Consider the following 22,927-nt stretch of genomic DNA (forward strand, 5'->3'; position numbering starts at 1 on the left):
CTCATGAACCTCTTACCCAAGAGGTGTTCACTGGGCCCGAGGTGCTAACTTAGGTAACCCTAACTATGTGAACCGGGAGGTCCTCATGGCAGAGCGACCGGGACGCCAGCCGCGCAGAACGCGCTCCGCTCAGGTCGTCCGCACCGAGCGGCTGACCCCGCACATGCAGCGCGTGGTGCTCGGTGGCGAGGGCCTCGCCGACTTCGCGGCGGACACCTGCACCGACCACTATGTGAAGCTGCTGTTCCCGCCGGCGGGCGTGACCTATCCGGAACCCTTCGACCTGCAGCGCGTCCGCGACGAGTTCCCGCGCGAACAGTGGCCGGTGACCCGGACGTACACAGTGCGCCAGTGGGACGCCGAGCACCGCGAGCTGACGCTGGACTTCGTCATCCACGGTGACGAGGGCCTGGCCGGCCCGTGGGCGACGCGGGTCCAGCCGGGCGAGACCGTCCGGTTCATGGGGCCCGGCGGGGCGTACGCGCCCGATCCGGAGGCCGACTGGCATCTGCTGGCCGGCGACGAGAGCGCGCTGCCCGCGATCGCCCGCGCCCTGGAGACGTTGCCGCGCGGGGCCAGGGCGCACGCCTTCGTGGAGGTCTCCGGGCCCGAGGAGGAACAGAAGATCGACTCGGATGTGGAGGTCGTCTGGCTGCACCGCGGTGACCGGCCCCTCGGCGAGGCGCTGGTCGAGGCCGTACGGGACCTGGAGTTCCCCGAGGGCCGGGTGCACGCCTTCGTCCACGGCGAGGCGCACTTCGTGAAGGAACTGCGTCATCTGCTCCGGGTCGAGCGCCACATCGCACGCGAGGACCTGTCCATCTCCGGCTACTGGCGGCTCGGCCACAACGAGGACGGCTGGCAGGCCTCGAAGCGCGAGTGGAACGCCCGTATCGAGGCCGAGCAGGAGAACACGCCGGCCGCCTGAGCCCGGCCGTGAGGAGGCCCCTCAGTCGCCCCGCAGGCGCGCGTGCAGATGCATGTCGTGCCAGCCGTCCGGGTGCAGAACGGCCTTGCGCTTGATGCCCTCGAAGACGAAGCCGGTCCTGGTCGCCACCCGGCAGGACGCCTCGTTCCGCACGGCGTGCAGCAGCTCAAGCCGGTGGAAACCGACTTCGTCGAGGGCCCAGCGGGCGAGGGCGTCCGCGGCCCGGACGGCGATGCCCCGGCCCCGGGCGGCCGGGACGGTCCAGTAGGCCATCTCCGCACTGCCGTCGACGAGCCGTATCTCGCGCAGCGCCACCCGCCCCAGCAGCGAGTCGGTGTCCGCGCCGACGACGGCCCACTGCGCCGCACGCTCCTCCTGCCACGCCCGCCGCCAGTCACCGATCCAGCCGGCGACCTCCGCCACGGTGTCGGCGGAGCGGGCGTGCCACTGGTGCATCACGGGATCCTGGAAGACCTCGTGCACCGCGGGCGCGTCCGCGTCGCGCCAGGGGCGCAGGAGGAGCCCGTCGCCGGTGGGCACGGTGGGCTGCGGGCGGCCGGCGAGGGTCCCGTCGCTCAGGACCGGGCTGGTGAGAAAAGGCATGCCCGCATCCTGGCAAGGGCCCGGTGGGCGGTCCCAGTGGTTTTCCACCGGGGTGTGACCGCCTCGTACGCTGGGCCGCGATGAGACGACGCAGAACCGTGCTCCCGCCCTCTCCCCTGCCGCAGCGCCACGGGGTGGATCCGGTGCGGGTGCGGTTGCCCGCCGAGGGCGCGTGGGCCACGGTGCGTGAGCATCTGGTGGAACGGCTCACCGGGGCGGGTGACGGGGTCGTCGACGGGATGTTCGACGCGGGGCTGATCGTCGGGGCGGACGGGAGGGCCGTGGCCGCCGACGCGCCCTACGTGCCGGGGATGTTCGTGTGGTTCCACCGGGACCTGCCCGACGAGGTACCGGTGCCGTTCCCGCTGGAGGTCGTGCACCGGGACGAGCACATCGTCGTCGTCGACAAGCCCCACTTCCTCGCCACCACCCCGCGCGGCAGCCATGTCGCCGAGACCGCGCTGGCCCGGCTGCGCCGGGAGCTGGAGATCCCGGCGCTCACCGCCGCCCACCGCCTGGACCGGCTCACCGCCGGACTCGTGCTGTTCACCGTGCGCCCTGAGGAACGCGGCGCGTACCAGACGCTGTTCCGCGACCGGCGGGTGCGCAAGGAGTACGAGGCCGTCGCCCCGTACGATCCAGGGCTCGAGCTGCCCCGGACCGTACGCAGCCGGATCGTGAAGGAGCGCGGGGTGCTCACGGCCCGGGAGGTGGCGGGCGAGCCCAACGCCGTCAGCCGCGTCGAGCTCGTCGAGCACCGCTCCGACGGGAACGGCGGTCTCGCCCGGTACCGGCTGGCACCCGGCACCGGGCAGACCCATCAGCTGCGCGTCCACATGGCCGCGCTGGGCGTGCCGATCCTCGGCGACCCGCTCTACCCGGAGGTGACCGGCCCCGTGCCGGCCGGTGACTTCCGGCGCCCGCTGCAGCTGCTGGCACGGGCCCTGGAGTTCACCGACCCGGTCACGGGCGGGGAGCGCCGGTTCCGCAGCGGCCGGGAGCTCGCCGCGTGGACGTCGTACGACCGGTGGGCCGCCGGAACGTACGACGGCCCGACCGGCCGTCAGTAGCCCTGCCACCAGCGCAGCAAGCGCTGCCAGACGCCTCTGCGGCGGACGGGCTCCTCCGCCGCCGGCTGCGCCTGCGGGTGCACGGGGACCGGCTGCGGCTGGGAAGGGGTCGGCTGCGGCTGGGCAGGGGTCGGCTGCGGCTGGGCAGGGGTCGGCTGCGGCTGGGCAGGGGTCGGCTGCGGCACCCGCGCGGCAGCCGGCGCGGGCCGGGGCTGCGCCGGCCCGGCGCCGATCTGCCAGTCGCGCTGCTTGGGGACGGCGTTGTGGTGGGGCGTCTCCGACACGTCCTGCGGTGGCTTGGGCGAGAACTGCACCGGCAGGGACACGAGGTGGCGGGAGGCGATGGACGCCGTCCAGCGCAACTCGTCCTGGTCGCAGTCGAGTTCGACGTCCGGAAGCCGCATCAGCAGCGCGTCCACACCGACGTCGGCGATGGAGCGGCCGATGTCCTGCCCGGGGCACTCGTGCGGGCCGCCGCCGAACGCGAGGTGGGAGCGGTTGCCCTGCATGCTGGCGGACAGGTCCGGCCGGATCCGCGGGTCGACGTTGGCCGGGAGCGGGGCGAAGAGGAGCCCGTCGCCCCGGCGGATGCGCTGCCCGCCGAGCTCGGTCTCCTGCTTGGCGAAGTAGGCGAAGACCGTGCTGAACGGCGGCTCGTTCCACAGCGACTGCTCCACCGCCTCCGGCACCGTCATCTGGCCGCCGTTGAGCTGGGCTCTGAAGCGCGGGTCGATCAGCACCGTGAGCAGCACGTTGGACAGCAGGTTGGTGGTGGCCTCGTAGGCGGCGAAGAGCACCAGGCGCAGGTGCTCCCTGACCTCGTCGTCGGTGAGGCGGGCCGGGTGGCTGATCAGGTAGCTGGCGAGGTCCTCCTCGGGCTGGGCGCGGCGCCGGGCGGTGAGCCGGCTGAGGGCGTCCATGACGTAGGAGTGGCTGGCGATGGCGGTCTCGGTGCCCTTGAGCGCGTCGCGGGCGGCCTCGACCAGACGGTCGTCGTAATCGTCGGGCATGCCGAGGATCTCGCACATCACGGCCATCGGCAGGTGCTCGGTGAACTGGCTGACGAGGTCGGCCTCGCCCTCCTCGCAGAAGCGGTTGACGATGGCCTGCGAGCTGCGGTTGATGTAGCGGCGCAGGCTGCGGAAGTCGATGGTCGAGATGGCGCCCATGACGGCGCCGCGCAGCCGCTTGTGCTCGTCGCCCTCGGCGTGCGAGGCGATGGGCTGCCAGGCGATGTGCGGCATCAGCGGGTGGTCGGGCTTGACCAGGCCGTCCCTCAGGGGCGTCCAGATACGGCTGTCCCTGCAGAACTGCGAGGGCGAGCGCACCATGTGCAGGTTCTCGGCGTGGCCGAGGACGATCCACATCGGCACGTCGTCGTGGAGCAGCACCGGCGCGACGGGGCCGTGCTCCTCCCGCAGTTGTTCGTACAGCGCTCCCAGGTCCTCCGACTCGTGCAGCCGGTGCAGTCCTCCGGGCCCGAGGCCGTGCGCGGGGCAGGCGGGGGGCGGGGCGTGGGATTCAGGCGTCACAGTGGTCGCTCCGAAACTGAGGTGGATCGGTGTATGGGGGGAGAGGGTGGGGCGGGCGCGGGCCCGGGATCAGGCGCGCCTGCCGGTCATCGCGAGGGAGTGCAGGAAGCGCATCAAGGTCATCAGCACGTCACGGCTGGAGGCCCGGCGCCGCGCGTCGCACTCCATGATCGGGATGTCCGGGGTGAGGTCGAGGGCCGTGCGCAGCTCCTCGACGGCGTAACGGGGCGCGTCGGGGAAGGAGTTGACGGCGACCACGAACGGCACGCCGCGCTCCTCCAGTCGCCCCATGACGTCGAAGCTGACCTCCAGCCGGCGGGTGTCGACCAGCACCACCGCGCCGAGCGCGCCCTCGAACAGGCCGTTCCACAGGAACCAGAAGCGCTGCTGGCCGGGCGTGCCGAAGAGGTACAGCACGAGCTGCTCGGTGATGCTGATCCGGCCGAAGTCCATGGCCACGGTGGTGGCCGTCTTGGACGCGGAGCCGAAGTTGTCGTCCACACCGATGCCGGCCTGCGTCATGGTCTCCTCGGTGGTCAGCGGTGTGATCTCGCTGACCGAGCCGACCATGGTGGTCTTGCCGACGCCGAAGCCTCCCACGATCACGATCTTGGCCGCGGACTGCGCCGTGTGGGGCAGCTGGTCCTCGGCCCGGGGGCCCGGGATGGTGTCAGAGCCGTTGAAGTCCATTCATCACCGCTTCGAGAAGGGAACGGTCGGTGCGTGACTGGCGGACGATCGGGGCGCGCGCCTGCACCAGTTCCGCCGTCAGCAGTTCGGTGAGCAGGACGCCCATCGCGCTGAACGGCAGGTGGAGGTAGGCCGACAGCTCGGCCACGGACAGGGGGGCGGCGCAGAGCCGGAGCAGCGCCGCCTGCTCGGGGGAGGCGGAGGGCGGCGGGTCCGCGACACGTGCCACGATCAGAGTCACCAGGTCGAGCTCGGCCCGCTCCCCGTCCGGGCCGGCCACCACGTACATCCGCTCCGGGTTCCTGACGTGGCCTTCGCCCTCCTGGGAGGGCTGGGGAGGCGATTCCGGTGCGGAGCTGCGCCTCTGGCGTTGCGGAGGCGTCATACGGTCTGCCCGTTCCGCCGCGGCGGACTGGTGAGATGGCCGCCGATCCGGACGACCAGATCGCGCATCATGGCGCTCATCCGGCCGGGTTCGCACCGCACGTCGGAGAGCACCGCGAGGAAGGCGTTGGCTCCGGCGTTCATCAGGTAGAAGTAGCCGCGGTCGATCTCGATCATGACCAGTTTCATCTCGCCGTCGCCGACGGTGAGTTCCTGGCAGATGCTGCTCGCGAGGGACTGCAGGCCGGCACAGGCCGCGGCCACGCGGTCGGCCGCGTCGGGCTCGCCGCCGTGGCGGGCGATGCGCAGTCCGTCGGCCGAGAGCACCACGATCATCTCGATGCCCGGCACGCCGTCGGCGAGCTGCTTGAGCATCCAGTCGAAGTTGCCTCGCTGCTGGATCACTTGAGGTCCCCCTCGTCGTCGGCCTCGGTGGGGGCCGGGTCGTTGAGCAGGTGCAGGTACTTGGTCGGGTTCCGGATGAAGTCGGTCGGGTGCGTGCCGGGTTCGATGCCCTGCTTCAGTCCCTCCCAGAAGGCTTCGAGGCCCTTGCCGGGGGCGTCGGGCGCCGACATGTCGCGCAGGGGCTTGGTCTCGGGTTCCTGTGTCGCAGCCCACGGGTTGTACTCGCCGCGCTCGGCGGCCTCCCGGTCGGCCTTCTCGTTCGCGGCCTGCTGGGCGAGCCGCTCGGCGAGCGGCGTCTTCACGCGGCTGCGGCGCTGCGGCAGGCCGTTCGCCGTCCACTCGGTGACCTCGGGGACGTCGTCGTCCTCCAGGGAGACCGTCGCGGGGATCTTCGGGCTGGTGGGGCGGCGCCGCTTGGGGGCGCGCTTCGGTCCCTCGGGGATGCCGACCGTCATGGGGATGCCGGTGGCCCCGATGCCGTGGGCGAGTCCGACGCCGGGCTCGTGGGTGATCATCTCGCTCGGCACGATGAGGATGGCGCGGACGCCGCCGTACGCGGAGGCGCGCAGCGAGACCTGCATGTTGTACGCCGTGCAGAGGCGGCCCACGACGGCCAGGCCCAGGCGCGGGTGCTCACCGATGTCCTGGAGGTCGACGCCCGCCTTGGCGGCCTCCAGCATGCCCTCGATCCGGGTCCGTGCCTCCTCGTTGAGGTTGACACCGCCGTCCTCGATCTCGATGCAGACGCCGGTCTGCACCTCGGTGGCCGTGACGTGCACCTTGGTCTGCGGCGGCGAGTAGCGCGTGGCGTTGTCGAGGAGTTCGGCGGCGGCGTGGATGACCGGCTCGACGTAGATGCCCTTCACGCTGACCTTGGCGATGGAGGACAGCTGGATGCGCCGGTACTCCAGGATGCGGGACATGGCGCCGCGCAGCGTGCTGTAAAGGGACACCGGCTCGGGCCACTGCCGTCCGGGACGCCCGCCGCCGAGGACGGAGACGGAGTCGGCGAGACGGCCGATCAGGGCGTTGCCGTGGTCGATGCGCAGCAGGTCGTCGAAGACCTCGGGGTTACGGCCGTGGTCCTCCTCCATCTCCCTCAGTTCCTCGGCCTGCTGATGGATGATCGCCTGGACGCGACGGGCGACACTGACGAAGGAGCGCGCGGCGGCGTCCCGCATGGTGACTTCGTAGTCGACGATTTTGAGCAGCTTCAGCAGCGTCTCGTGCTGCGGAGCGGGGAGATCCCGGTAGGCGGGGTTGGCCAGGCCGAGCTTGCGGATCGCCTCCCTGGGGGATTCTCCGGCGCGCAGCAGATCGAGCGCAGCGGGGATGATCTCCCTCGAGAAGCGGACCAACTCGTGTTCGTGGGCGGCGATCCGCTGTTCCAGATACGCGCTGTGCCGGGCGTGCTCGCCCCGCTGCCGCCGCAGGGCACGGCCACGGCGCACCGCCTCGGCCGCCGTCGCGATCACCAGCACGGTGGCGAGGCCACCGCACCAGCCGACGGCGAGCCGGGCCGGCGCCGTCACCAGGGCGACGGCGGCGCCGGTCGCCGCCGCCATCACTATGGCCGGCAGCAACAGCACGCGGGCGTAGGGAAGTTCACCGCGACCGGGCGGGGATTGGACACTCACCATGTAGGCCTTCTGACAGGAGTCAACTGGGGGCTTCCGCACATTGGGGAACAAGCGCACGAATTCACCTCAAGCCGGTGCGCTGCGGGCGAGCTTAGTCCGACCGGATCATCGCCGTGTCATATTCAGCATCCGCCGGAAACCGGACGCGGAGGGATAGTACGCTCGGCCGTTTATACGCTGCGACACTGATCGAATGCTTTACGTAACAGCGGACGAGCGTACGAAAGCCCACTCACCACAACGGGTGAATGGGCTTCAGTACAGCGCTGTTCTGCCGCTCACCCCACCGACGAGTAGGCGACAACACCCCGCAGCAACAGATCAACGGCCTTGCGGGCGTTCTTCACCACTGAGGACCCCTGCGGCGCGGCCGCCGCGATCTGACCCAGGACGTCGATGACCTGCTTGCACCACCGCACGAAGTCCCCCGCCGGCATCTCCGCCTCGCGCAGCACCTCGTCGAGCCCCTTCCCGGAGGCCCACATGTACGCGGCCCAGGCGAAACCGAGGTCCGGCTCGCGCTGCCCGACGCCCTCGGTCTGGGTGATCCGGAACTCCTCCTCCAGCGCGTCCAGCCGGCCCCAGATCCGCACCATCTCGCCCAGCGCGGCCTTGGCCTTCCCCGAAGGCAGCTTCGGCGCCATCGCGTCGTCCGCGACGCGCGACTCGAACACCAACGCCGAGACGCATGCGGCGAGTTCGGCCGGCGCCAGCCCCTCCCAGACGCCCTCGCGCAGACACTCGCTGGCGAGCAGGTCCAGTTCGCCGTACAGCCGCGCGAGCCGCTTGCCGTGCTCGGTGACCTCGTCGGCGCGCAGGTAGTCCATCTCGGTCAGCAGCGCGACGATACGGTCGAAGGTCCGGGCGATCGTGTTCGTACGGCCCTCGATCCGCCGCTCCAGCTGCGAGGTGTCCCGCAGCAGCCGGTGGTACCGCTCGGCCCAACGGGCGTGGTCCTCCCGGTCGTTGCACCCGTGGCACGGGTGGGCGCGGAGCGCGGTGCGCAGCCGGGCGATCTCGCGGTCGTCGGCCGCCTGGGAGCGCCGCTTGCGATGCCGCTCGGCCGGGATGTGCCCGGCCTTGGTGCGCAGCGCGGAGGCGAGGTCCCGGCGGGACTGCGGGGAACGGGGGTTGAAGGACTTCGGGATCCGCATCCGCTCCAGCGGCTCGACCGGCACCGGGAAGTCGATGGACGCCAGCCGCTTCACCTGCCGCTCGGCGGTCAGCACCAGCGGGCGCGGCCCGTCGTGGTGCTCGAAACCGCGGTGTCCGTTGGAACGGCCCGCGGGCAGGCCCGGGTCCAGCACCAGCGCCAGGCCCGCGTACTTGCCGGTGGGCACGTGGATGACGTCACCGGGCTTCAGCTTCTCCAGCGCGACGGCGGCCTCGGCGCGCCGCTGTGCCGCGCCCTGCCGGGCGATCTCGTTCTCCCGGTCCTTCAGTTCGCGGCGCAGTCGCGCGTATTCCTCGAAGTCACCGAGGTGGCAGGTCATGGAGGCCTTGTAGCCCTCGAGCCCCTCCTCGTTGCGCTGCACCTGACGGGAGATGCCGACGACCGACTTGTCCGCCTGGAACTGTGCGAAGGACGTCTCCAGCAGCTCGCGCGAACGGTGCCGCCCGAACTGTTCGACCAGGTTGACCGCCATGTTGTACGACGGCTTGAAGCTGGAGCGCAGCGGGTACGTGCGCGTGCCCGCGAGCCCCGCCAGGTGCTCGGGGTTCATACCGCGCTGCCAGAGCACCACGGCGTGGCCCTCGACGTCGATACCGCGGCGCCCCGCACGCCCCGTCAGCTGTGTGAACTCCCCCGGCGTGATGTCCGCGTGCTGCTCGCCGTTCCACTTGACGAGCTTCTCCAGCACGACCGAGCGGGCGGGCATGTTGATGCCGAGGGCGAGGGTCTCGGTGGCGAACACGGCCTTCACCAGGCCGCGCACGAAGAGTTCCTCGACGACCTCCTTGAAGGTCGGCAGCATGCCCGCGTGGTGGGCGGCGATGCCGCGCTCCAGGCCCTCCAGCCACTCGTAGTAGCCGAGGACGTGCAGGTCCTCGGCCGGGATGGACGCCGTGCGTTCCTCGACCAGCGAGCGCACCTGCTCGCGGGCCTCCTCGTCGTTGAGCCGGAGCCCCGCGTACAGGCACTGCTGGACGGCGGCCTCACAGGCGGCGCGGCTGAAGATGAAGGTGATCGCGGGCAACAGCCCCTCGGCGTCGAGCCGCTCGATGACCTCGGGCCGGCTCGGTGTCCACACCCGGGACCGCTGCCTGCGCTCACGCTCGCGGTCGGCGTCGCGCATGGACCGGCCGCGCCGACGGTCCTGGTACGACGGCCGGCTCGCCTCCATGCGCGCCATGCGCGTGAGATCGGGGTTGACGGCCCTCTTCCGGCCCTCGCCCTCCTCGAACAGGTCGTACATCCGCCGCCCCGCCAGCACGTGCTGGAACAGCGGCACGGGCCGGTGCTCGGAGACGATCACCTCGGTGTCCCCGCGGACCGTGTCGAGCCAGTCACCGAACTCCTCGGCGTTCGACACGGTCGCCGAGAGCGAGATCAGGGTGACCGAGTCGGGAAGGTGAATGATCACCTCCTCCCAGACGGCTCCCCGGAACCGGTCGGAGAGGTAGTGCACCTCGTCCATGACCACGTAGCCGAGGCCGAGGAGGGTCTGGGAACCGGCGTACAGCATGTTCCGCAGCACCTCGGTGGTCATCACGACCACGGGGGCGTCGGAGTTGACGCTGTTGTCGCCGGTGAGCAGGCCCACCTTCTCCGTGCCGTAACGGCGGCACAGGTCGGCGTACTTCTGGTTCGACAGCGCCTTGATGGGCGTCGTGTAGAAGCACTTCTTGCCCTGCTGGAGGGCGAGGTGGACGGCGAACTCGCCGACGATCGTCTTGCCGGAACCGGTGGGCGCGGCGACCAGCACGCCCTTCCCCGCTTCGAGCGCCTGGCAGGCCTCGATCTGGAAGGGGTCGAGGCCGAAGTCGTACATCTCGCGGAAGGAGGCGAGCGCGGTGGCCTGCTCGGCAGCGCGCCTACGGGCTGCCGCGTACCGCTCGGCCGGTGAGAGATCCTCTGTCATCGTGCTTTCGAGCGTACCGGGCCGCGCTGACAACAGGACGATCATTATCCGGATCACTGCGCGGCAGTCAGCCATGCACAACCGACCAGAAACCGCTTCACCCGACTCACGAGCAGGTGCCCCACCTTCGCTGGGTGGGGCACCTGCTCGTTACCGCTGCGTTCTTGTCTCGACCCGCCCCTGCCTCGACGGCTATGTGACGTCGTCGTAGCCGTTCACACGATCCCGGGCGGTGTCCGCCTGCTTCGGAAGGGCGGGGCCAGCCGTCACCGCTTCAACCTCGCCGACGCTTTCCGGGGTGAGATCGAGCTCCGAGGCCTCGTCGTCGGCGGGCTCCTCCGCCTCACGACGGGCACGCCGCCTGTCGTTCGCGAGGGCGATCGCGCTCGCGCCGAAGTACATGATCCAGATGGGGCCTGCCAGGGCAAGCATGGAGATCGGGTCGGTGCTGGGGGTGGCGATCGCGGCGAACAACGTGATGCCCATGATCATGCCCCGCCACCAGCCGGCCATCCTCTTGCCGGAGAGGACGCCGCCGAAGTTCAGCATGACCAGCAACAGCGGCAGCTCGAAGGAGAGGCCGAAGACGATGATCATCCGCATGACCAGCTGCAGGAGATCGTCGAGGGGAAGCTGGTTGTCGCTGCCGATGATCGAGAACTCGAGCATCACGGACGCCATCTTGGGCAGCGACCAGTACGCGAAGTACGCCCCCGTGAGGAACAGCGGGAACCCCGCGGCCACGAAGGCGAGTGAGTACTTCTTCTCATGCCGGTGCAGGCCTGGCGCCACGAAGGCCCACAACTGGTACAGCCACACCGGAGCCGCAAGGGCCACACCGGCGGACAGCGACACCGTCAGAGCGAGCGTGAACGGGCTCAGCAGACCGTTCTGGACGATTCGCGCGCACTGGGTCTCTTCGGTGCCCTTCGCCAGTTCGGCGAAGCTGTACTGGCATCCCACCGCCTCAAGGATGGGATCCGTGAAGAACTGGATGATGTCCTTGTAGAAGAAGGCGGCGACGACCGTCGTGACAACGATCGCCAGCAGACTCTTCACGAGCCGGTTGCGGAGCTCGCGAAGGTGCTCCGCAAGGGGCATCCGCCCCTCGGGATCCTTCTCCTGCTTGCGGGCAGACTTCAGCAACCCACGTTCCCATCTCGTGCGGCGGGCCGGGAGGTCACCGGCCCTGCGTCAGCGCTTGGTCGTGTCCGTCGGTTCGTTGACCGGGCGGGAGCTGGTCACGTCACCGGGCGCGGCCTGGATGGTGCGCTGCGCGGGCTGCTCGTCGTTGTTGGGCGGGCCGGCCGGGGTCGTGGACGACTTGCCGTCGTCCTTCATCGCCTTGGCCTCGCTCTTGAGGATGCGGGCGGACTTGCCGAGCGACCGCGCCATGTCCGGAAGCTTCTTCGCGCCGAACAGCAGGATGATGACGACGAGGATGAGAATGATCTCGGGGGCTCCGAGCCTTCCGAACATAAGTCTTTACCTTCTCACCGAGGCGGCTGTGGTGGGGTGCTGTCCGACCGGTCGGACAAGTGTCCGAACGATCGTGCTGACAGCGATCGTAACGCTCAGGGGTAAACGTGAGGCAATCCCTCTGCATCCCCTGTGCGTACTCCCGTCCGCGGCCAGTGCCTCGTTAACCGGGCCGCGACCAGCAGAGTACCTGTCGAAACCACCGAGGTGACAGGGCGAACCGGCCCAAAGCACGACTCACAGCCTCCCGCCTGGGCGGCTCACAGGGCGTCAACGGACCGGGCCGCGCTCTCCGCCGCCCGCTCCAGGTCCTCGGCGGCCCGGTTGATGCGCCGCGCCGAGTCCGTGACCTGCCTGCCCAGACGCTGCGCCTCGATGAAGACCCGCACGGACAGCACCCCCAGCACGGCGAGTCCCACAAACCCCACGGCAATCGCGAACATCGGCCAGAACATGACGCCGAGCCTAGACCGTCCCGGTGCGGCCGAAGACCAGACCCTCAGAGGGTCGAGTGCAGCCGCAGGGTCCGTACGCCGCCGCCGGTGAGCAGTTCCACGATTCGCTCCCCGGCGGGCTTGCGGACGGACGCGCCGCACTCCGGGCAGGTGAACGAGTAGAAGGTGGTGCGGCTCGTGGCGCCGATGGCGAGGCGCAGAGCGCTCGCGGAGAGCTCGAAGCGCTCACGGCAGTCCGGGCAGCCCGCCCGGAACACCACCGGGGGCACGCTCCTCATCCCGGCGAACGCCGACTCCACCGTCAAGCCCCGCGCACCGGACGTCACCGACTCGCTCACAGCCCTCGCTCCTCATCCTCGGGTGATCCGCCCCCGGGACGCCAGAGTCCGGACGCGGAACGGCCGGCCCCGCGGCACCGCCCGCCGCGACGGCTCACGCACGCCCGCCGTTCGGCCCGGCCGGAGTGGTGTGCGCCGAACGCGGCGCGTGCGGCCCGGCTGCCCCGGCCGCCTCCACGGTGTCGGCCGCCGCGGCCGACTCGATCCCGTCGTACGCCGCGAGCGCCTCACGCGCCGCCTGCCGGGCGCTGTCGGCGAGCTCGTGCGGCGACACGATGCGGCCGTCCCGCCCGAGCCGCAGCGCCAGACGCCGCAGCGATGCCGGGTCGGGGGTCCGCAGAGTGATACGCAGCCCGCCGTCCGCGAGTTCATCCGCACTGTCGTGCGGGTAGTACTCGGCGACCCAGCGGCCGCCGGGTCCGACCTCGACCACGACCTCCGGGTCCTCGGCCGCGGGCTGCACCAGCCCCTCCGACAGATCCCGCAGCTCGATCTCCGGCGGCGCCGACGGCTCGTCCAGGATCCTGATCTCGGCGACCCGGTCGAGCCGGAAGGTGCGGCGCGCCTCGGAGCGGCGGCACCAGGCCTCCACGTAGGTGTGGCCGACACTGACCAGGCGGATCGGGTCGATCTCCCGCTCGGTGACCTCGTCGCGCGCGGGCGAGTAGTAGCGGATCCACAGGCGACGGCGCTCCGCGATCGCCCGGTCGACGTCCGCGAAGACACCGCCCTCGGACTCGAAGGTCACCGACAGGCGCGAGCTGGCACCCGCCGCCTCGCCGGCCGCGGTCTCCACCTTGGCCGTCGCCCGCAGCAGCGCCTGCCGGTCGCTCTCGCGCAGTCCGGGCAGCGTGGCCACCGCCCGGGCGGCGACGAGCAGGGCGGTCGCCTCGTCGGCGGCGAGTCTGAGCGGCTCGGCCGCTTCCGCCGCGAGGGCGGCCGGGTTGTGCCACCAGATGCGCTCACCGTCGGTGTCGATGTCGAGCAGGTCGCCGCCGCGGAAGCTGGTACCGCACATGGGCAGCACGTCCAGGTCGGAGACCAGCTCGTCCTCGGTGATGCCGAAGGCGCGCGCGACGTCCTCGACCCGCGCCCCGGGCCGCTCCCTCAGATAGGTCACCAAGGAGAGCATCCGCCGGGTCTGGTCGATGGCGTTCACGGGCCTGACCGGTTTGCCTGCCACTGTCTTGCTCCGCTCCCCCTCAGCCCTTGGCCACGGCCCGCAGCCGGTCCACCACGTCGGCCCGCAGCTCGGCGGGCTCCAGGACGACCACGTCCGGCCCGAACTCCACCAGCCAGGCGTCCAGCCCGTGGCCGTACGGAATCTCCAACTCGTCCCAGCCGTTGCCGAGTTCCCGGACAGCGGTGGCCTTCGCCCGAAGGGGGTAACCCGCGTCCGAGCGCAGCCGGATCCGGGCCGACCGGTCGGCGATCTCCCCGGCCCAGCTCGCGACGGTCTCACGGACCGTGACGACGTCCGGCACTGGGGCCGTGTACCGGCCGCCCCGCGAGCGGACCTTGCCGGTGATCCGGGAGAGCCGGAAGACCCGCTCGGCGCCACGGTCGCGGTCCCACCCGGCCAGGTACCAGTGGCCCCGCCAGCACTCCAGCGCCCACGGCTCCACGTGCCGCTGCTCGGGACGTGCGGCGGTGGCCTTGCGGTAGTCGAACACGACCGGCCGGCGGTCCCGGCAGGCGAGCATCAGCGGCTCGAACGCCGCCTCGTGCACGGGGATGCGCGGCTCCAGCGCGCCGTGCGGCCCGTACGGGTCGACGTCCTCCGGCAGCCCCGCGGCGCGCAGCTTCTGCAGGGCGCCGCTGGCCGCGCCGGCGAGCCGGGCCTGCTGCCACACCTTGGCGGCGAGTCCCAGCGCGGCGGCTTCCTCGGCGTCCAGGGTGATGGGCGGGAGGCGGTTGCTGTCGCGGCGGGCCAGGTAGCCGATCTCGCCCTCGAGGCTCTCGACGGTCTCGATGACCAGTCCGAGTTCCCGCAGGTCGTCCTTGTCACGCTCGAACATGCGGTTGAAGGAGTCGTCGTTGCCGCTCGCGCCGTTGCCCGGCCCGAAGGCCTCGACGTAGGCCTCGATGGAGTCGCGCAGCTCGCGCTTGCTGAGCGGACGTCGCGTCCCGAGCAGACACAGCGCCAGGTTCATCAGCCGCTCGGCCTTGGCAATGGCCATCGACGCCCTTCGCCTCCCTATGGTGCTTGACGACGTTGACCGTACCGCCCCGCGGGGGCGCGGCAAAGCCGAGGGCCCATGCCCGAACAGGCATGGGCCCCACGTGATCGAGTCTGTCGGACCTTGCTCAGACCCCGAGCAGGTCGACCACGAAGATCAGCGTCTCGCCGGGCTTGATCGCCGGGGTCGGGCTCTGGTTGCCGTAGGCGAGGTGGGCGGGGATGGTCAGCTGGCGGCGGCCGCCGACCTTCATGCCCTGCACGCCCTGGTCCCAGCCCTTGATGACCCGGCCGCCGCCCAGCGGGAAGCGGAAGGGGGTGCCGCGGTTCCAGCTGGCGTCGAACTCCTCGCCCGTGCTGAACGAGACACCCACGTAGTGCACGGTGACGGTCTGGCCAGCCTGCGCGACCGGGCCGTCGCCTTCCCAGATGTCCTTGATCTCGAGGTCCGCCGGGGGCTCGCCGCCCGGGAAGTCGATCTCGGGCTTGTCGATGCTCACGTCTCTAGCTCCTGCTTGTCTGCGAAAAGGCGAACACGCACAGTCTTACATCCCACGCGCGTCACAGCTTCGCGAGGATGTCCACCGAAAAGACCAGCGTGGAGTCCTTCTTGATGCCGCTGCCCTGCGGCGGGTTGTCCCCGTAGCCCAGCTTCGGCGGGATCACGATGAGGACCCGGCTGCCGACCTTCTTGCCGGTCAGGCCCTGCGCCCAGCCCTTGACGACCTGCTGCAGCGAGAACGACACCAGCTGCTTGTTGGCGTAGGACGAGTCGAACTCCTTGCCGCCGTCCCACAGCACGCCCTTGTACTGCACGAGGACGCTGTCCTCGGCGGCGACCTTCTCGCCGTCGCCCTCCAGGACGTACTCCGCGACGAGCTTCTTCGGGGCGGTCGCCTCGGGCACCTCGATGGAGGGCGCCTTGCCGTCGGTGTTGGTCCCCACCTTGGGCAGGTCCGCGTTCTCCTGGGGGACCTCCTCGCCCTTGGCGGAGCTGGTGGCGTTGAAGGTGTCCTGCACGTCGACGACGAAGACCAGGGTGTCGGTGCCCTTGATGCCCGCCTGCGGGTTGCCCTGCGAGCCGTAGCCCCAGGTGGGCGGGACGGCCATCTCGACGCGGCTGCCGGCCTTCTTGCCCGCCAGCGCGTACCGCCAGCCGTCGATGATCCGGCCCTGGGTGAGCTGGATGGCCAGCCGGGCCTTGCGGTCGTAGGAGTTGTCGAAGACCTTGGCGGTGTTCCAGACCTGGCCCAGGTAGTTCGCCACGACGAAGTCGTTCTCCGCGACGGCCTTGCCGCTGCCCGCGATCAGCGTCTTCACCGCCAGCTGCTTCGACGGCTCGCCGCTGCCCTTGGCCACCGTCGGCTTCTCGTCGAACTTCGTGCCCGCGGTGACCGCCGGCAGCGGACCGTCCACGATCTTCGGCGGCGGGGCCGAGGACGGGGCGGACGCCGAGGGCGACGGGCTGTCGCTGGCCTTGCTCGAGTCGGACTTGTCGTCACCGCATGCGGCGAGCGTGGCCAGTCCTGCGGGAACGGCGATGAGAAGTGAGCGTCGGCGCACTGTGGGGGCCTCGTAATCAATCGATCTTCTGATGGCGTGCGCGCAACTCTACGGCGTGAGCAGGGCGCCGTACTTGTAACGTACGGCGCCCGTGTGGCGTTCCGGCGATTTCCGCGCCGGCGCGTTTCCTCACATTCCGGCGATAAGCTTCTCCACCCGGTCGTCCACGGAACGGAACGGGTCCTTGCACAACACCGTGCGCTGGGCCTGGTCGTTCAGCTTGAGGTGGACCCAGTCGACCGTGAAGTCGCGGCGCTGTTCCTGGGCGCGCCGGATGAAGTCACCGCGCAGCCGGGCCCGAGTGGTCTGCGGCGGTACGGACTTGCCCTCGAAGATCTTCAGGTCGTCGCAGACGCGCGCCGCCTGCCCCTTCTTCTCCAGCAGGTAGTACAGGCCACGACGGCGGTGGATGTCGTGGTAGGCGAGGTCTATCTGCGCGACCCGCGGGTGCGACATGGTCATGTTGTTCTTGCTGCGGTACCGCTCGATGAGCTTGTACTTCATGACCCAGTCGATCTCGGTGCCGATGCGGTCGAGATCCTCGGTCTCGATCGCGTCCAGCGTCCGGCCCCACAGCTCCAGCACGCGCTCGACGGTGCCGGTGCGGATGCCGCGGCGCTCGCAGAAGTCCAGGGCCTTCTCGTAGTACTCGCGCTGCACCTCCAGTGCGGAGGCCTCCCGGCCGCTGGCCAGGCGGACCTTCCGCCGCCCGGTGATGTCGTGGCTGACCTCACGGATCGCCCGAATGGGGTTCTCCAGGGTCAGGTCACGCATCACCGTGCCCGCCTCGATCATGCGCAGCACCAGGTCGGTGGCACCGACCTTGAGCAGCATGGTCGTCTCGGACATGTTGGAGTCGCCCACGATGACGTGCAGCCGGCGGTAGCGCTCGGCGTCCGCGTGCGGCTCGTCACGCGTGTTGATGATCGGCCGGGAGCGGGTCGTCGCCGAGGAGACGCCCTCCCAGATGTGCTCGGCCCGCTGGCTGACGCAGTACACGGCCCCGCGCGGCGTCTGCAGCACCTTGCCGGCACCGCACAGCAGCTGCCTCGTCACCAGGAACGGAATGAGAATGTCCGCGAGCCGGGAGAACTCCCCGTGCCGGGCGACCAGATAGTTCTCGTGGCACCCGTAGGAGTTGCCCGCCGAATCGGTGTTGTTCTTGAAGAGGTAGACGTCGCCCGCGATTCCCTCCTCGTGCAGGCGTCGTTCGGCGTCCACCAGGAGTCCTTCGAGAATGCGCTCGCCCGCTTTGTCGTGGGTGACCAGTTCGATCACGTTGTCACATTCGGGAGTGGCGTATTCCGGATGTGAGCCCACGTCGAGATAGAGGCGGGCGCCGTTTCGCAGAAAGACATTGCTGCTGCGGCCCCATGACACGACACGGCGGAAGAGGTACCGCGCCACCTCGTCAGGAGACAGGCGGCGCTGTCCCCTGAACGTACACGTGACGCCGTACTCGTTCTCCAGCCCGAAAATGCGGCGGTCCATGAGGGAACATTACGCCCGATCCCCTGAACTGAAACGGGGTTCGAGGGCACGGTTCGGATCATTTTCCGAACCGGCCGCAACGACCGCACCCTGGCCGGGAGCTGCGAGTACCCGTGCCGTGGCGATCAAAACCAGCAGGGACACGCCACCGGCGGCACCCGGCACGGCGAAGCCCCACAGGGCCCCGCCCGCCTCGACGACGGTCCCCGCGACACCCGTTCCGACCGAGTGGCCCACGGTGAACGTCGTCACCAGCCAGGAGAACGCCTCGGTGACCGTGCCGCGCGGCGCGTGCCGGTCGACCAGGACGAACGCACAGGCGATGGCGGGGGCGAGGAAAACCCCGGCCAGCGCCGTCAGCGCCACCATGGGCACCGCCTCCGGCATCAGCATCAGCGGCAAGTAACACACCACCAGAAGCGCGACCAGCACCGTCAGTCGCCGCGCCGGCTCACCGGCCCACTGCCGGGCCCCGTAGACGGTGCCGCCGACCAGCGCCCCGAACCCCAGCGCCGCCATCAGCCAGCCGTACACCACGTCACCGCCGTGCTCGTCCGCGTAGGGCACCGAGGCGACCGTGATGGACCCGAGCGCCATCCCCACGAACAGGAACGCCGCCAGCAGCGCCAGCAGCCCCGCCGAGCGCAGCGCACCCAGCCAGTGCGCCTCGCGCGGCGCCGACCGCCAGGCGCGCGAGGGCGGCGACACGACCACGGACAGCGCCCCCAGCACCCCGACCACGTTCAGCACCAGCAGCGCGGCCTGGGCCGACCACAGGGACACGCACAGCGTCACCAGCAACGGCCCGACGGTGAACATCACCTCCTGCGCCACGGCGTCCATGGCGTACGCGGTGTGCACCTGGTTCTCCTTCCGGAGGACCGAGGGCCACAGCGCCCGCAGCCCGCCCTCCAGGGGAGGCGTGAAGAGCCCGGCAGCCGCCACGGCGGCATACGCGAGGGGCAGCGACCCGATACCGGCGAAGGCGAAGGCCGCCATCGCCAGCCCCGACAGGACCGCCGCGGGCAACTGCACACGCGGCTGCCCACGCAGGTCCACGAGCCTGCCCAGCACCGGCTGCCCCACGGCGTTGGCGACGCCGTACACGGCCGCGAGCGCCCCCGCGAGACTGTACGAACCGCCCTCGGCCCGGACGAACAGCAGGATCGCGATGGCCGCCGTGGCGTTGGGCAGCCGGCCCACCAGCGTGCCGACGAGCAGCCGGGCGGCGTGTCGCGCCCGAAGGATCTCCAGGTATCCCACAACCGTGCCCCCGCCCTAAGTTTTACGTATAACGTCGGCTCCCATACGTACCATGTCCGCTGTTCGGGAGTCCAGACGAAGGAGCAGGCCGACGGTGGCACGAGGCAGCACCCGACCCACGAGCCGGGACGTCGCCCAGGCCGCCGGCGTCTCCCAGGCGGCGGTCTCCCTGGTCCTCGGGGACAAGTGGCGCGGACGCGTCTCGGAGACGACCGCCGAGCGCGTCCGCGAGGCCGCCCGCGACCTGGGCTACCGCCCGAACCTGGCCGCCCGCAACCTGCGCCTGGGCCGCACCCGCACGGTCCTCCTGGTCGTCCCCGCCCTCACCACGGAGTTCTTCGCCGGCGTCTACACCGGCGCCGCCCGCGTCGCCGCCGAGCACGGCTTCGGCGTGGTCCTCTACCCCTCCCCCGAGGGCATCGGCCCCGCGCGCGACCCCTTCGCCTCCGCCCAGGCCGCGCTGGACGGCGTGATCGCCTCGTCCATGGCCGCCGACGCACTGACCGCGATCCGCGGCGACCAGCTGCCACTGGTGATGCTGGACAGCGACCCGGAGGGGAGCCTGGGGGCGGCCACGGTGAACCTGGACATCGCCGACGGTGTCCGCCAGGTCGCGGAACACCTGCTCTCCCTCGGCCACCGCCACTTCCTCCACCTGGCGGCGGACGTGCCGTCCTGGACCTTCGAGGTACGAGCCCGAGAGCTGGCGGCGCGCTTGGACCAGGTGCCGGGTACGTCGATCCGTACGGTGCGCGCACCGATCTCCATCGAGGGCGCCGTCGCCGCGACCGAGAGCGCCTTGTCCGAGGCCGCCCCCCACCACCCCACCGCCCTCGTCTGCGACGACGACAAACTGGCTGCCGGGGCGTACAAGGCGGCTCGCCGTCTCGGTCTGCGCATCCCGGACGACCTCTCGGTCACGGGCCTGGACGACCTCGCCCTGGCCACGGCGATCGATCCCGAACTGACGACGGTCCGTCTGGACGCGGAGCTCTTCGGGGAACGGGGTATGCGGGCGCTGCTGGCCGTACTGGAGGGCCGGGAGCCCGAGGGTGGGGACATTCCCGTACGGCTGGTCGTACGGGGCTCTACGGCGCCGCCGACGCGGCCGTAGGCAGGTGCTCGGTGTTGGTGCTGGGGCCGGGGGTGGGTCCGCAGCCCGGCGGAGCGGGGTGCCGCTGCGCCCACCCGTGCCGCCCCAGCGGCACGACTGCCCGCAGCTAGGACGGCCTGCACCCGCGCACGCACGGAAGGGGACGTGTCGGGGGGTGTCCGCCCGCAGCTGGTTGGCGCGTCAACGGACAGTTGGTTGGTTGGCAAGCCCATCGCGCCGTTCCGAGGACGGACACCCCCCGGCGCGGCCCCGACCCACCACCCGGCGCAACGCGCGACGCGCGCCCCGGCCAGGAAAGACCGGGGCGCGCGTCAACAGGCGACTACTCGTCGTCTCCGGACTCGGACTCGTCCGCCTCCGAGGCCGTCGCCGACCCCGCGCCGTCCGCCTCCAGCAGCCTCGACAGCTGACGCCCACTGATCCGCTTGAACTTGCGCTTCTGCGGGCGCGTACGGTCCAGCACCGCCACCTCCAGCCGCTCCGCGGGAATCTCCCGCTCACTGCCGTTCGTGTCGCGGGACAGGGACTGCACCGCCAGCTTCAGCGCCTCGGCCAGCGTCATGTCGTCCCGGTGGCGCTGATCCAGGTAGCTGCTGATCTGCTCAGCGTTGCCCCCCACCGCGACCGAGCCGTGCTCGTCCACGATGGAGCCGTCATGCGGCAGCCGGTAGATCTGGTCCTGCTCCGTGGTCTCCCCGACCTCGGCCACGACCAGCTCCACCTCGTACGGCTTCTCCCCGACACTCGAGAAGATCGTGCCCAGCGTCTGCGCGTACACGTTCGCCAGGCCCCGGGCCGTCACATCGTCCCGGTCGTAGGTGTAACCCCGCAGGTCGGCGTAGCGCACACCGCCGATCCGCAGGTTCTCGTACTCGTTGTACTTGCCGGCGGCCGCGAAGCCGATCCGGTCATAGATCTCGCTGAACTTGTGCAGCGCACGGGACGGGTTCTCCCCGACGAACACGATGCCGTCGGCGAACTGCAGCACGACCAGGCTGCGACCACGAGCGATGCCCTTGCGGGCGTACTCCGCCCGGTCGGCCATCTGCTGCTGGGGTGAGACATAGAACGGCGTCGACACCGGTTATCCGTCCCTCTCTTCAGAATTCCGTCGATTCACTGGACCACCCTCACGAGACAGCCCGGCGCCTACAGCAGCGCGGCCCGCGGACCGTCCGGCTGCTCCAGTCGCCGCTCCAGGACCGAGCGGGCGATCTCAGACGCCTCGGTCTCGGAGAGCCGGCGGAAGCCGTCCTCGGTGATCACGGTGACGATGGGATAGATCCGGCGGGCGACATCGGGACCACCGGTCGCCGAGTCGTCGTCTGCCGCGTCGTACAGCGCCTGGACCACGAGTGTCGTGGCCTCGGCCTCGCTCAGGTCGTCCCGGAAGAGCTTCTTCATCGCACCGCGCGCGAAGATCGACCCGGATCCGGTGGCCGCGTAGCCCTGCTCCTCGGAACGCCCGCCCGTGACGTCGTAGGAGAAGATCCGCCCCTTCTCCCGGTCCACGTCGTACCCGGCGAACAGCGGAACGACGGCCAGTCCCTGCATGGCCATCCCCAGGTTCGAGCGGATCATCGTCGACAGCCGGTTCGCCTTGCCCTCCAGCGACAGCTGCGCGCCCTCGACCTTCTCGAAGTGCTCCAGCTCCAGCTGGAACAGCTTCACCATCTCCACGGCCAGGCCCGCCGTACCGGCGATGCCCACCGCCGAGTACTCATCGGCCGGGAAGACCTTCTCGATGTCCCGCTGCGCGATGACGTTGCCCATGGTGGCCCGCCGGTCACCGGCGAGCACGACACCACCGGGGAAGGACACGGCGACGATCGTGGTCCCGTGCGGTGCCTCGATCACACCCTTGGTAGGAGGCAGTTGCCGGTTGCCGGGCAGGATCTCCGGCTGGTGCTCGGACAGGAAGTCCATGAAGGAGGAGGACCCTGGCGTCAGGAAGGCAGCTGGTAGACGCCCGGTGCTACGAGTGTTGGCTTCCACGCGATTCCTTCCACGTATGTGACAGCCCGCCCTGTGACGTCGGGCCGATCCTTGGAACAACCCCGGTCCGGTTGCGACCGGGGGCACGGTATGCCTCGGACCCTACCCGTCCGTCGGCGGTGATCCACATGCCCGGCGGCACCAACTCCGCCGGAGCGACGCCGCACTTACCGGCCCCTCACGACCGGCGGGCCGCCGGGCACGGACTACCGCTGACGCCGGGAGCGCCGCGCACGAGGGCGTCAATCGCCGAATGCCCCGCGCACAGCGCTCCACGCTCCGCCCGTCCGTCACCCAAGCACCCATTCACCTTCGGAATGAAGGCACAGGCGCCTTACTGTCCACCCTTTTGAACGAAGGAGCGCACGAAGTCCTCGGCATTCTCTTCGAGCACATCATCGATTTCGTCGAGGACGGAGTCCACGTCGTCGCTCAGCTTCTCCTGACGCTCCTTGAGGTCCTCCGAAGCCTGCGCCTCCGCGGCCTGCTCCTCGACCTCCTCGGTGGACCGGGTGGCCTTCTGCTGTCCGCCGCCGGTGTCCTTGGTCGCCATATCCCTCACCCCGCTCGGTTTCGCCCGACACAGTTGCTCGGTCAAGATCAGACCCTACTCGCCGGGTCTGACAATGGCCCCGCAGTTTCTCCAACGTACGGGGACCACCTCGATGATTCCCGGACCAGGGACTTTCCACCCTGCCCGGCCGGCTTCTCCCGA

General features: G+C 70.4%; 24 protein-coding genes. 3 read left to right on the forward strand and 21 right to left on the reverse strand.

The features are described from left to right. The first annotated feature begins 85 nt into the window (after nt 1-85). The gene (locus tag IE97_RS0123455) at nt 86-928 is read left to right on the forward strand and encodes a siderophore-interacting protein (protein ID WP_030243954.1); all 843 of its coding nucleotides are present in this window, start codon (nt 86-88) and stop codon (nt 926-928) included. Between the two features lie 21 nt (nt 929-949). On the opposite strand, the gene IE97_RS0123460 is transcribed toward IE97_RS0123455, so the two are convergent. After that, nucleotides 950-1,531, reverse strand: coding sequence for a GNAT family N-acetyltransferase (locus IE97_RS0123460; RefSeq protein ID WP_030243957.1), 582 nt, complete (start codon nt 1,529-1,531; stop codon nt 950-952). 80 nt (nt 1,532-1,611) lie between these two features. Here IE97_RS0123460 and IE97_RS0123465 point away from each other — a divergent pair, with 80 nt between their 5' ends. Continuing rightward, on the forward strand, nt 1,612-2,601 hold the full coding sequence (locus IE97_RS0123465) for an RluA family pseudouridine synthase (protein WP_030243960.1): 990 nt from the start codon (nt 1,612-1,614) through the stop codon (nt 2,599-2,601). On the opposite strand, the gene IE97_RS0123470 is transcribed toward IE97_RS0123465, so the two are convergent. From IE97_RS0123470 to IE97_RS0123545, 16 genes are all read right to left on the reverse strand, one after another. Then, nucleotides 2,595-4,133, reverse strand: coding sequence for a cytochrome P450 (locus IE97_RS0123470; protein ID WP_030243962.1), 1,539 nt, complete (start codon nt 4,131-4,133; stop codon nt 2,595-2,597). The genes IE97_RS0123465 and IE97_RS0123470 overlap by 7 nt on opposite strands. 69 nt (nt 4,134-4,202) lie before the next feature. Continuing rightward, nucleotides 4,203-4,823 (reverse strand): GTP-binding protein, encoded by a 621-nt coding sequence (locus IE97_RS0123475; protein ID WP_030243964.1) that lies wholly within the window; start codon nt 4,821-4,823, stop codon nt 4,203-4,205. Next, nucleotides 4,804-5,208: a DUF742 domain-containing protein gene (locus IE97_RS0123480; RefSeq protein WP_030243968.1), complete on the reverse strand. Its 405-nt coding sequence runs from the start codon at nt 5,206-5,208 to the stop codon at nt 4,804-4,806. The genes IE97_RS0123475 and IE97_RS0123480 overlap by 20 nt, the downstream gene beginning before the upstream one ends. Continuing rightward, nucleotides 5,205-5,612 carry a roadblock/LC7 domain-containing protein gene (locus IE97_RS0123485; protein WP_030243970.1) on the reverse strand — a complete coding sequence of 136 codons (408 nt, stop codon included), beginning with the start codon at nt 5,610-5,612 and terminating at the stop codon, nt 5,205-5,207. The genes IE97_RS0123480 and IE97_RS0123485 overlap by 4 nt, the downstream gene beginning before the upstream one ends. Further along, nucleotides 5,609-7,252: a sensor histidine kinase gene (locus IE97_RS0123490; protein WP_078603355.1), complete on the reverse strand. Its 1,644-nt coding sequence runs from the start codon at nt 7,250-7,252 to the stop codon at nt 5,609-5,611. Before IE97_RS0123490 ends, IE97_RS0123485 begins: the two co-directional genes overlap by 4 nt. 278 nt (nt 7,253-7,530) lie before the next feature. Then, nucleotides 7,531-10,380: a DEAD/DEAH box helicase gene (locus IE97_RS0123495; RefSeq protein WP_030243975.1), complete on the reverse strand. Its 2,850-nt coding sequence runs from the start codon at nt 10,378-10,380 to the stop codon at nt 7,531-7,533. 147 nt (nt 10,381-10,527) lie between these two features. Continuing rightward, entirely contained in the window at nt 10,528-11,481 is a 954-nt protein-coding gene (tatC, locus tag IE97_RS0123500) for a twin-arginine translocase subunit TatC (protein WP_030243978.1), read from the reverse strand. A gap of 48 nt (nt 11,482-11,529) precedes the next feature. Continuing rightward, nucleotides 11,530-11,814 (reverse strand): Sec-independent protein translocase subunit TatA, encoded by a 285-nt coding sequence (tatA, locus tag IE97_RS0123505; RefSeq protein WP_030243981.1) that lies wholly within the window; start codon nt 11,812-11,814, stop codon nt 11,530-11,532. A gap of 260 nt (nt 11,815-12,074) precedes the next feature. Next, nucleotides 12,075-12,269, reverse strand: a complete 195-nt coding sequence (locus tag IE97_RS0123510; protein ID WP_030243983.1) for a hypothetical protein — start codon at nt 12,267-12,269, stop codon at nt 12,075-12,077. A 44-nt stretch (nt 12,270-12,313) separates the two neighbouring features. Continuing rightward, nucleotides 12,314-12,607, reverse strand: a complete 294-nt coding sequence (locus IE97_RS0123515; protein WP_030243985.1) for a hypothetical protein — start codon at nt 12,605-12,607, stop codon at nt 12,314-12,316. Between the two features lie 94 nt (nt 12,608-12,701). Then, nucleotides 12,702-13,790, reverse strand: coding sequence for a helix-turn-helix transcriptional regulator (locus IE97_RS0123520; RefSeq protein WP_078603356.1), 1,089 nt, complete (start codon nt 13,788-13,790; stop codon nt 12,702-12,704). Between the two features lie 19 nt (nt 13,791-13,809). Then, nucleotides 13,810-14,787 (reverse strand): helix-turn-helix transcriptional regulator, encoded by a 978-nt coding sequence (locus tag IE97_RS0123525; RefSeq protein ID WP_030243990.1) that lies wholly within the window; start codon nt 14,785-14,787, stop codon nt 13,810-13,812. A gap of 127 nt (nt 14,788-14,914) precedes the next feature. Further along, nucleotides 14,915-15,286 (reverse strand): FKBP-type peptidyl-prolyl cis-trans isomerase, encoded by a 372-nt coding sequence (locus IE97_RS0123530; RefSeq protein ID WP_030243994.1) that lies wholly within the window; start codon nt 15,284-15,286, stop codon nt 14,915-14,917. Between the two features lie 61 nt (nt 15,287-15,347). Further along, nucleotides 15,348-16,349 (reverse strand): FKBP-type peptidyl-prolyl cis-trans isomerase, encoded by a 1,002-nt coding sequence (locus tag IE97_RS0123535; protein ID WP_030243998.1) that lies wholly within the window; start codon nt 16,347-16,349, stop codon nt 15,348-15,350. A gap of 129 nt (nt 16,350-16,478) precedes the next feature. Next, nucleotides 16,479-17,840: a Pup--protein ligase gene (pafA, locus tag IE97_RS0123540; RefSeq protein WP_030244001.1), complete on the reverse strand. Its 1,362-nt coding sequence runs from the start codon at nt 17,838-17,840 to the stop codon at nt 16,479-16,481. A 9-nt stretch (nt 17,841-17,849) separates the two neighbouring features. Further along, on the reverse strand, nt 17,850-19,103 hold the full coding sequence (locus IE97_RS0123545) for an MFS transporter (RefSeq protein ID WP_030244005.1): 1,254 nt from the start codon (nt 19,101-19,103) through the stop codon (nt 17,850-17,852). Between the two features lie 94 nt (nt 19,104-19,197). Here IE97_RS0123545 and IE97_RS0123550 point away from each other — a divergent pair, with 94 nt between their 5' ends. After that, entirely contained in the window at nt 19,198-20,217 is a 1,020-nt protein-coding gene (locus tag IE97_RS0123550; protein WP_030244007.1) for a LacI family DNA-binding transcriptional regulator, read from the forward strand. A gap of 322 nt (nt 20,218-20,539) precedes the next feature. Here the strand turns inward: IE97_RS0123550 and prcA are convergent, their stop codons facing one another. The 4 genes from prcA to IE97_RS0123565 all read right to left on the reverse strand — a co-directional run bounded on the left by prcA (nt 20,540) and on the right by IE97_RS0123565 (nt 22,765). Continuing rightward, nucleotides 20,540-21,298 carry a proteasome subunit alpha gene (gene prcA / locus IE97_RS0123555; RefSeq protein WP_030244010.1) on the reverse strand — a complete coding sequence of 253 codons (759 nt, stop codon included), beginning with the start codon at nt 21,296-21,298 and terminating at the stop codon, nt 20,540-20,542. A gap of 68 nt (nt 21,299-21,366) precedes the next feature. Further along, the gene (gene prcB, locus IE97_RS0123560; RefSeq protein WP_037836658.1) at nt 21,367-22,212 is read right to left on the reverse strand and encodes a proteasome subunit beta; all 846 of its coding nucleotides are present in this window, start codon (nt 22,210-22,212) and stop codon (nt 21,367-21,369) included. After that, the gene (locus tag IE97_RS43640) at nt 22,164-22,379 is read right to left on the reverse strand and encodes an endonuclease domain-containing protein (protein WP_324605880.1); all 216 of its coding nucleotides are present in this window, start codon (nt 22,377-22,379) and stop codon (nt 22,164-22,166) included. Before IE97_RS43640 ends, prcB begins: the two co-directional genes overlap by 49 nt. Before the next feature lie 167 nt (nt 22,380-22,546). Further along, nucleotides 22,547-22,765 carry a ubiquitin-like protein Pup gene (locus tag IE97_RS0123565; RefSeq protein WP_030244016.1) on the reverse strand — a complete coding sequence of 73 codons (219 nt, stop codon included), beginning with the start codon at nt 22,763-22,765 and terminating at the stop codon, nt 22,547-22,549. Nucleotides 22,766-22,927: the final 162 nt, after the last annotated feature.

It is taken from the genome of Streptomyces sp. NRRL S-455 (genome assembly GCF_000717875.1).
Classification (GTDB): Bacteria; Actinomycetota; Actinomycetes; order Streptomycetales; family Streptomycetaceae; genus Streptomyces.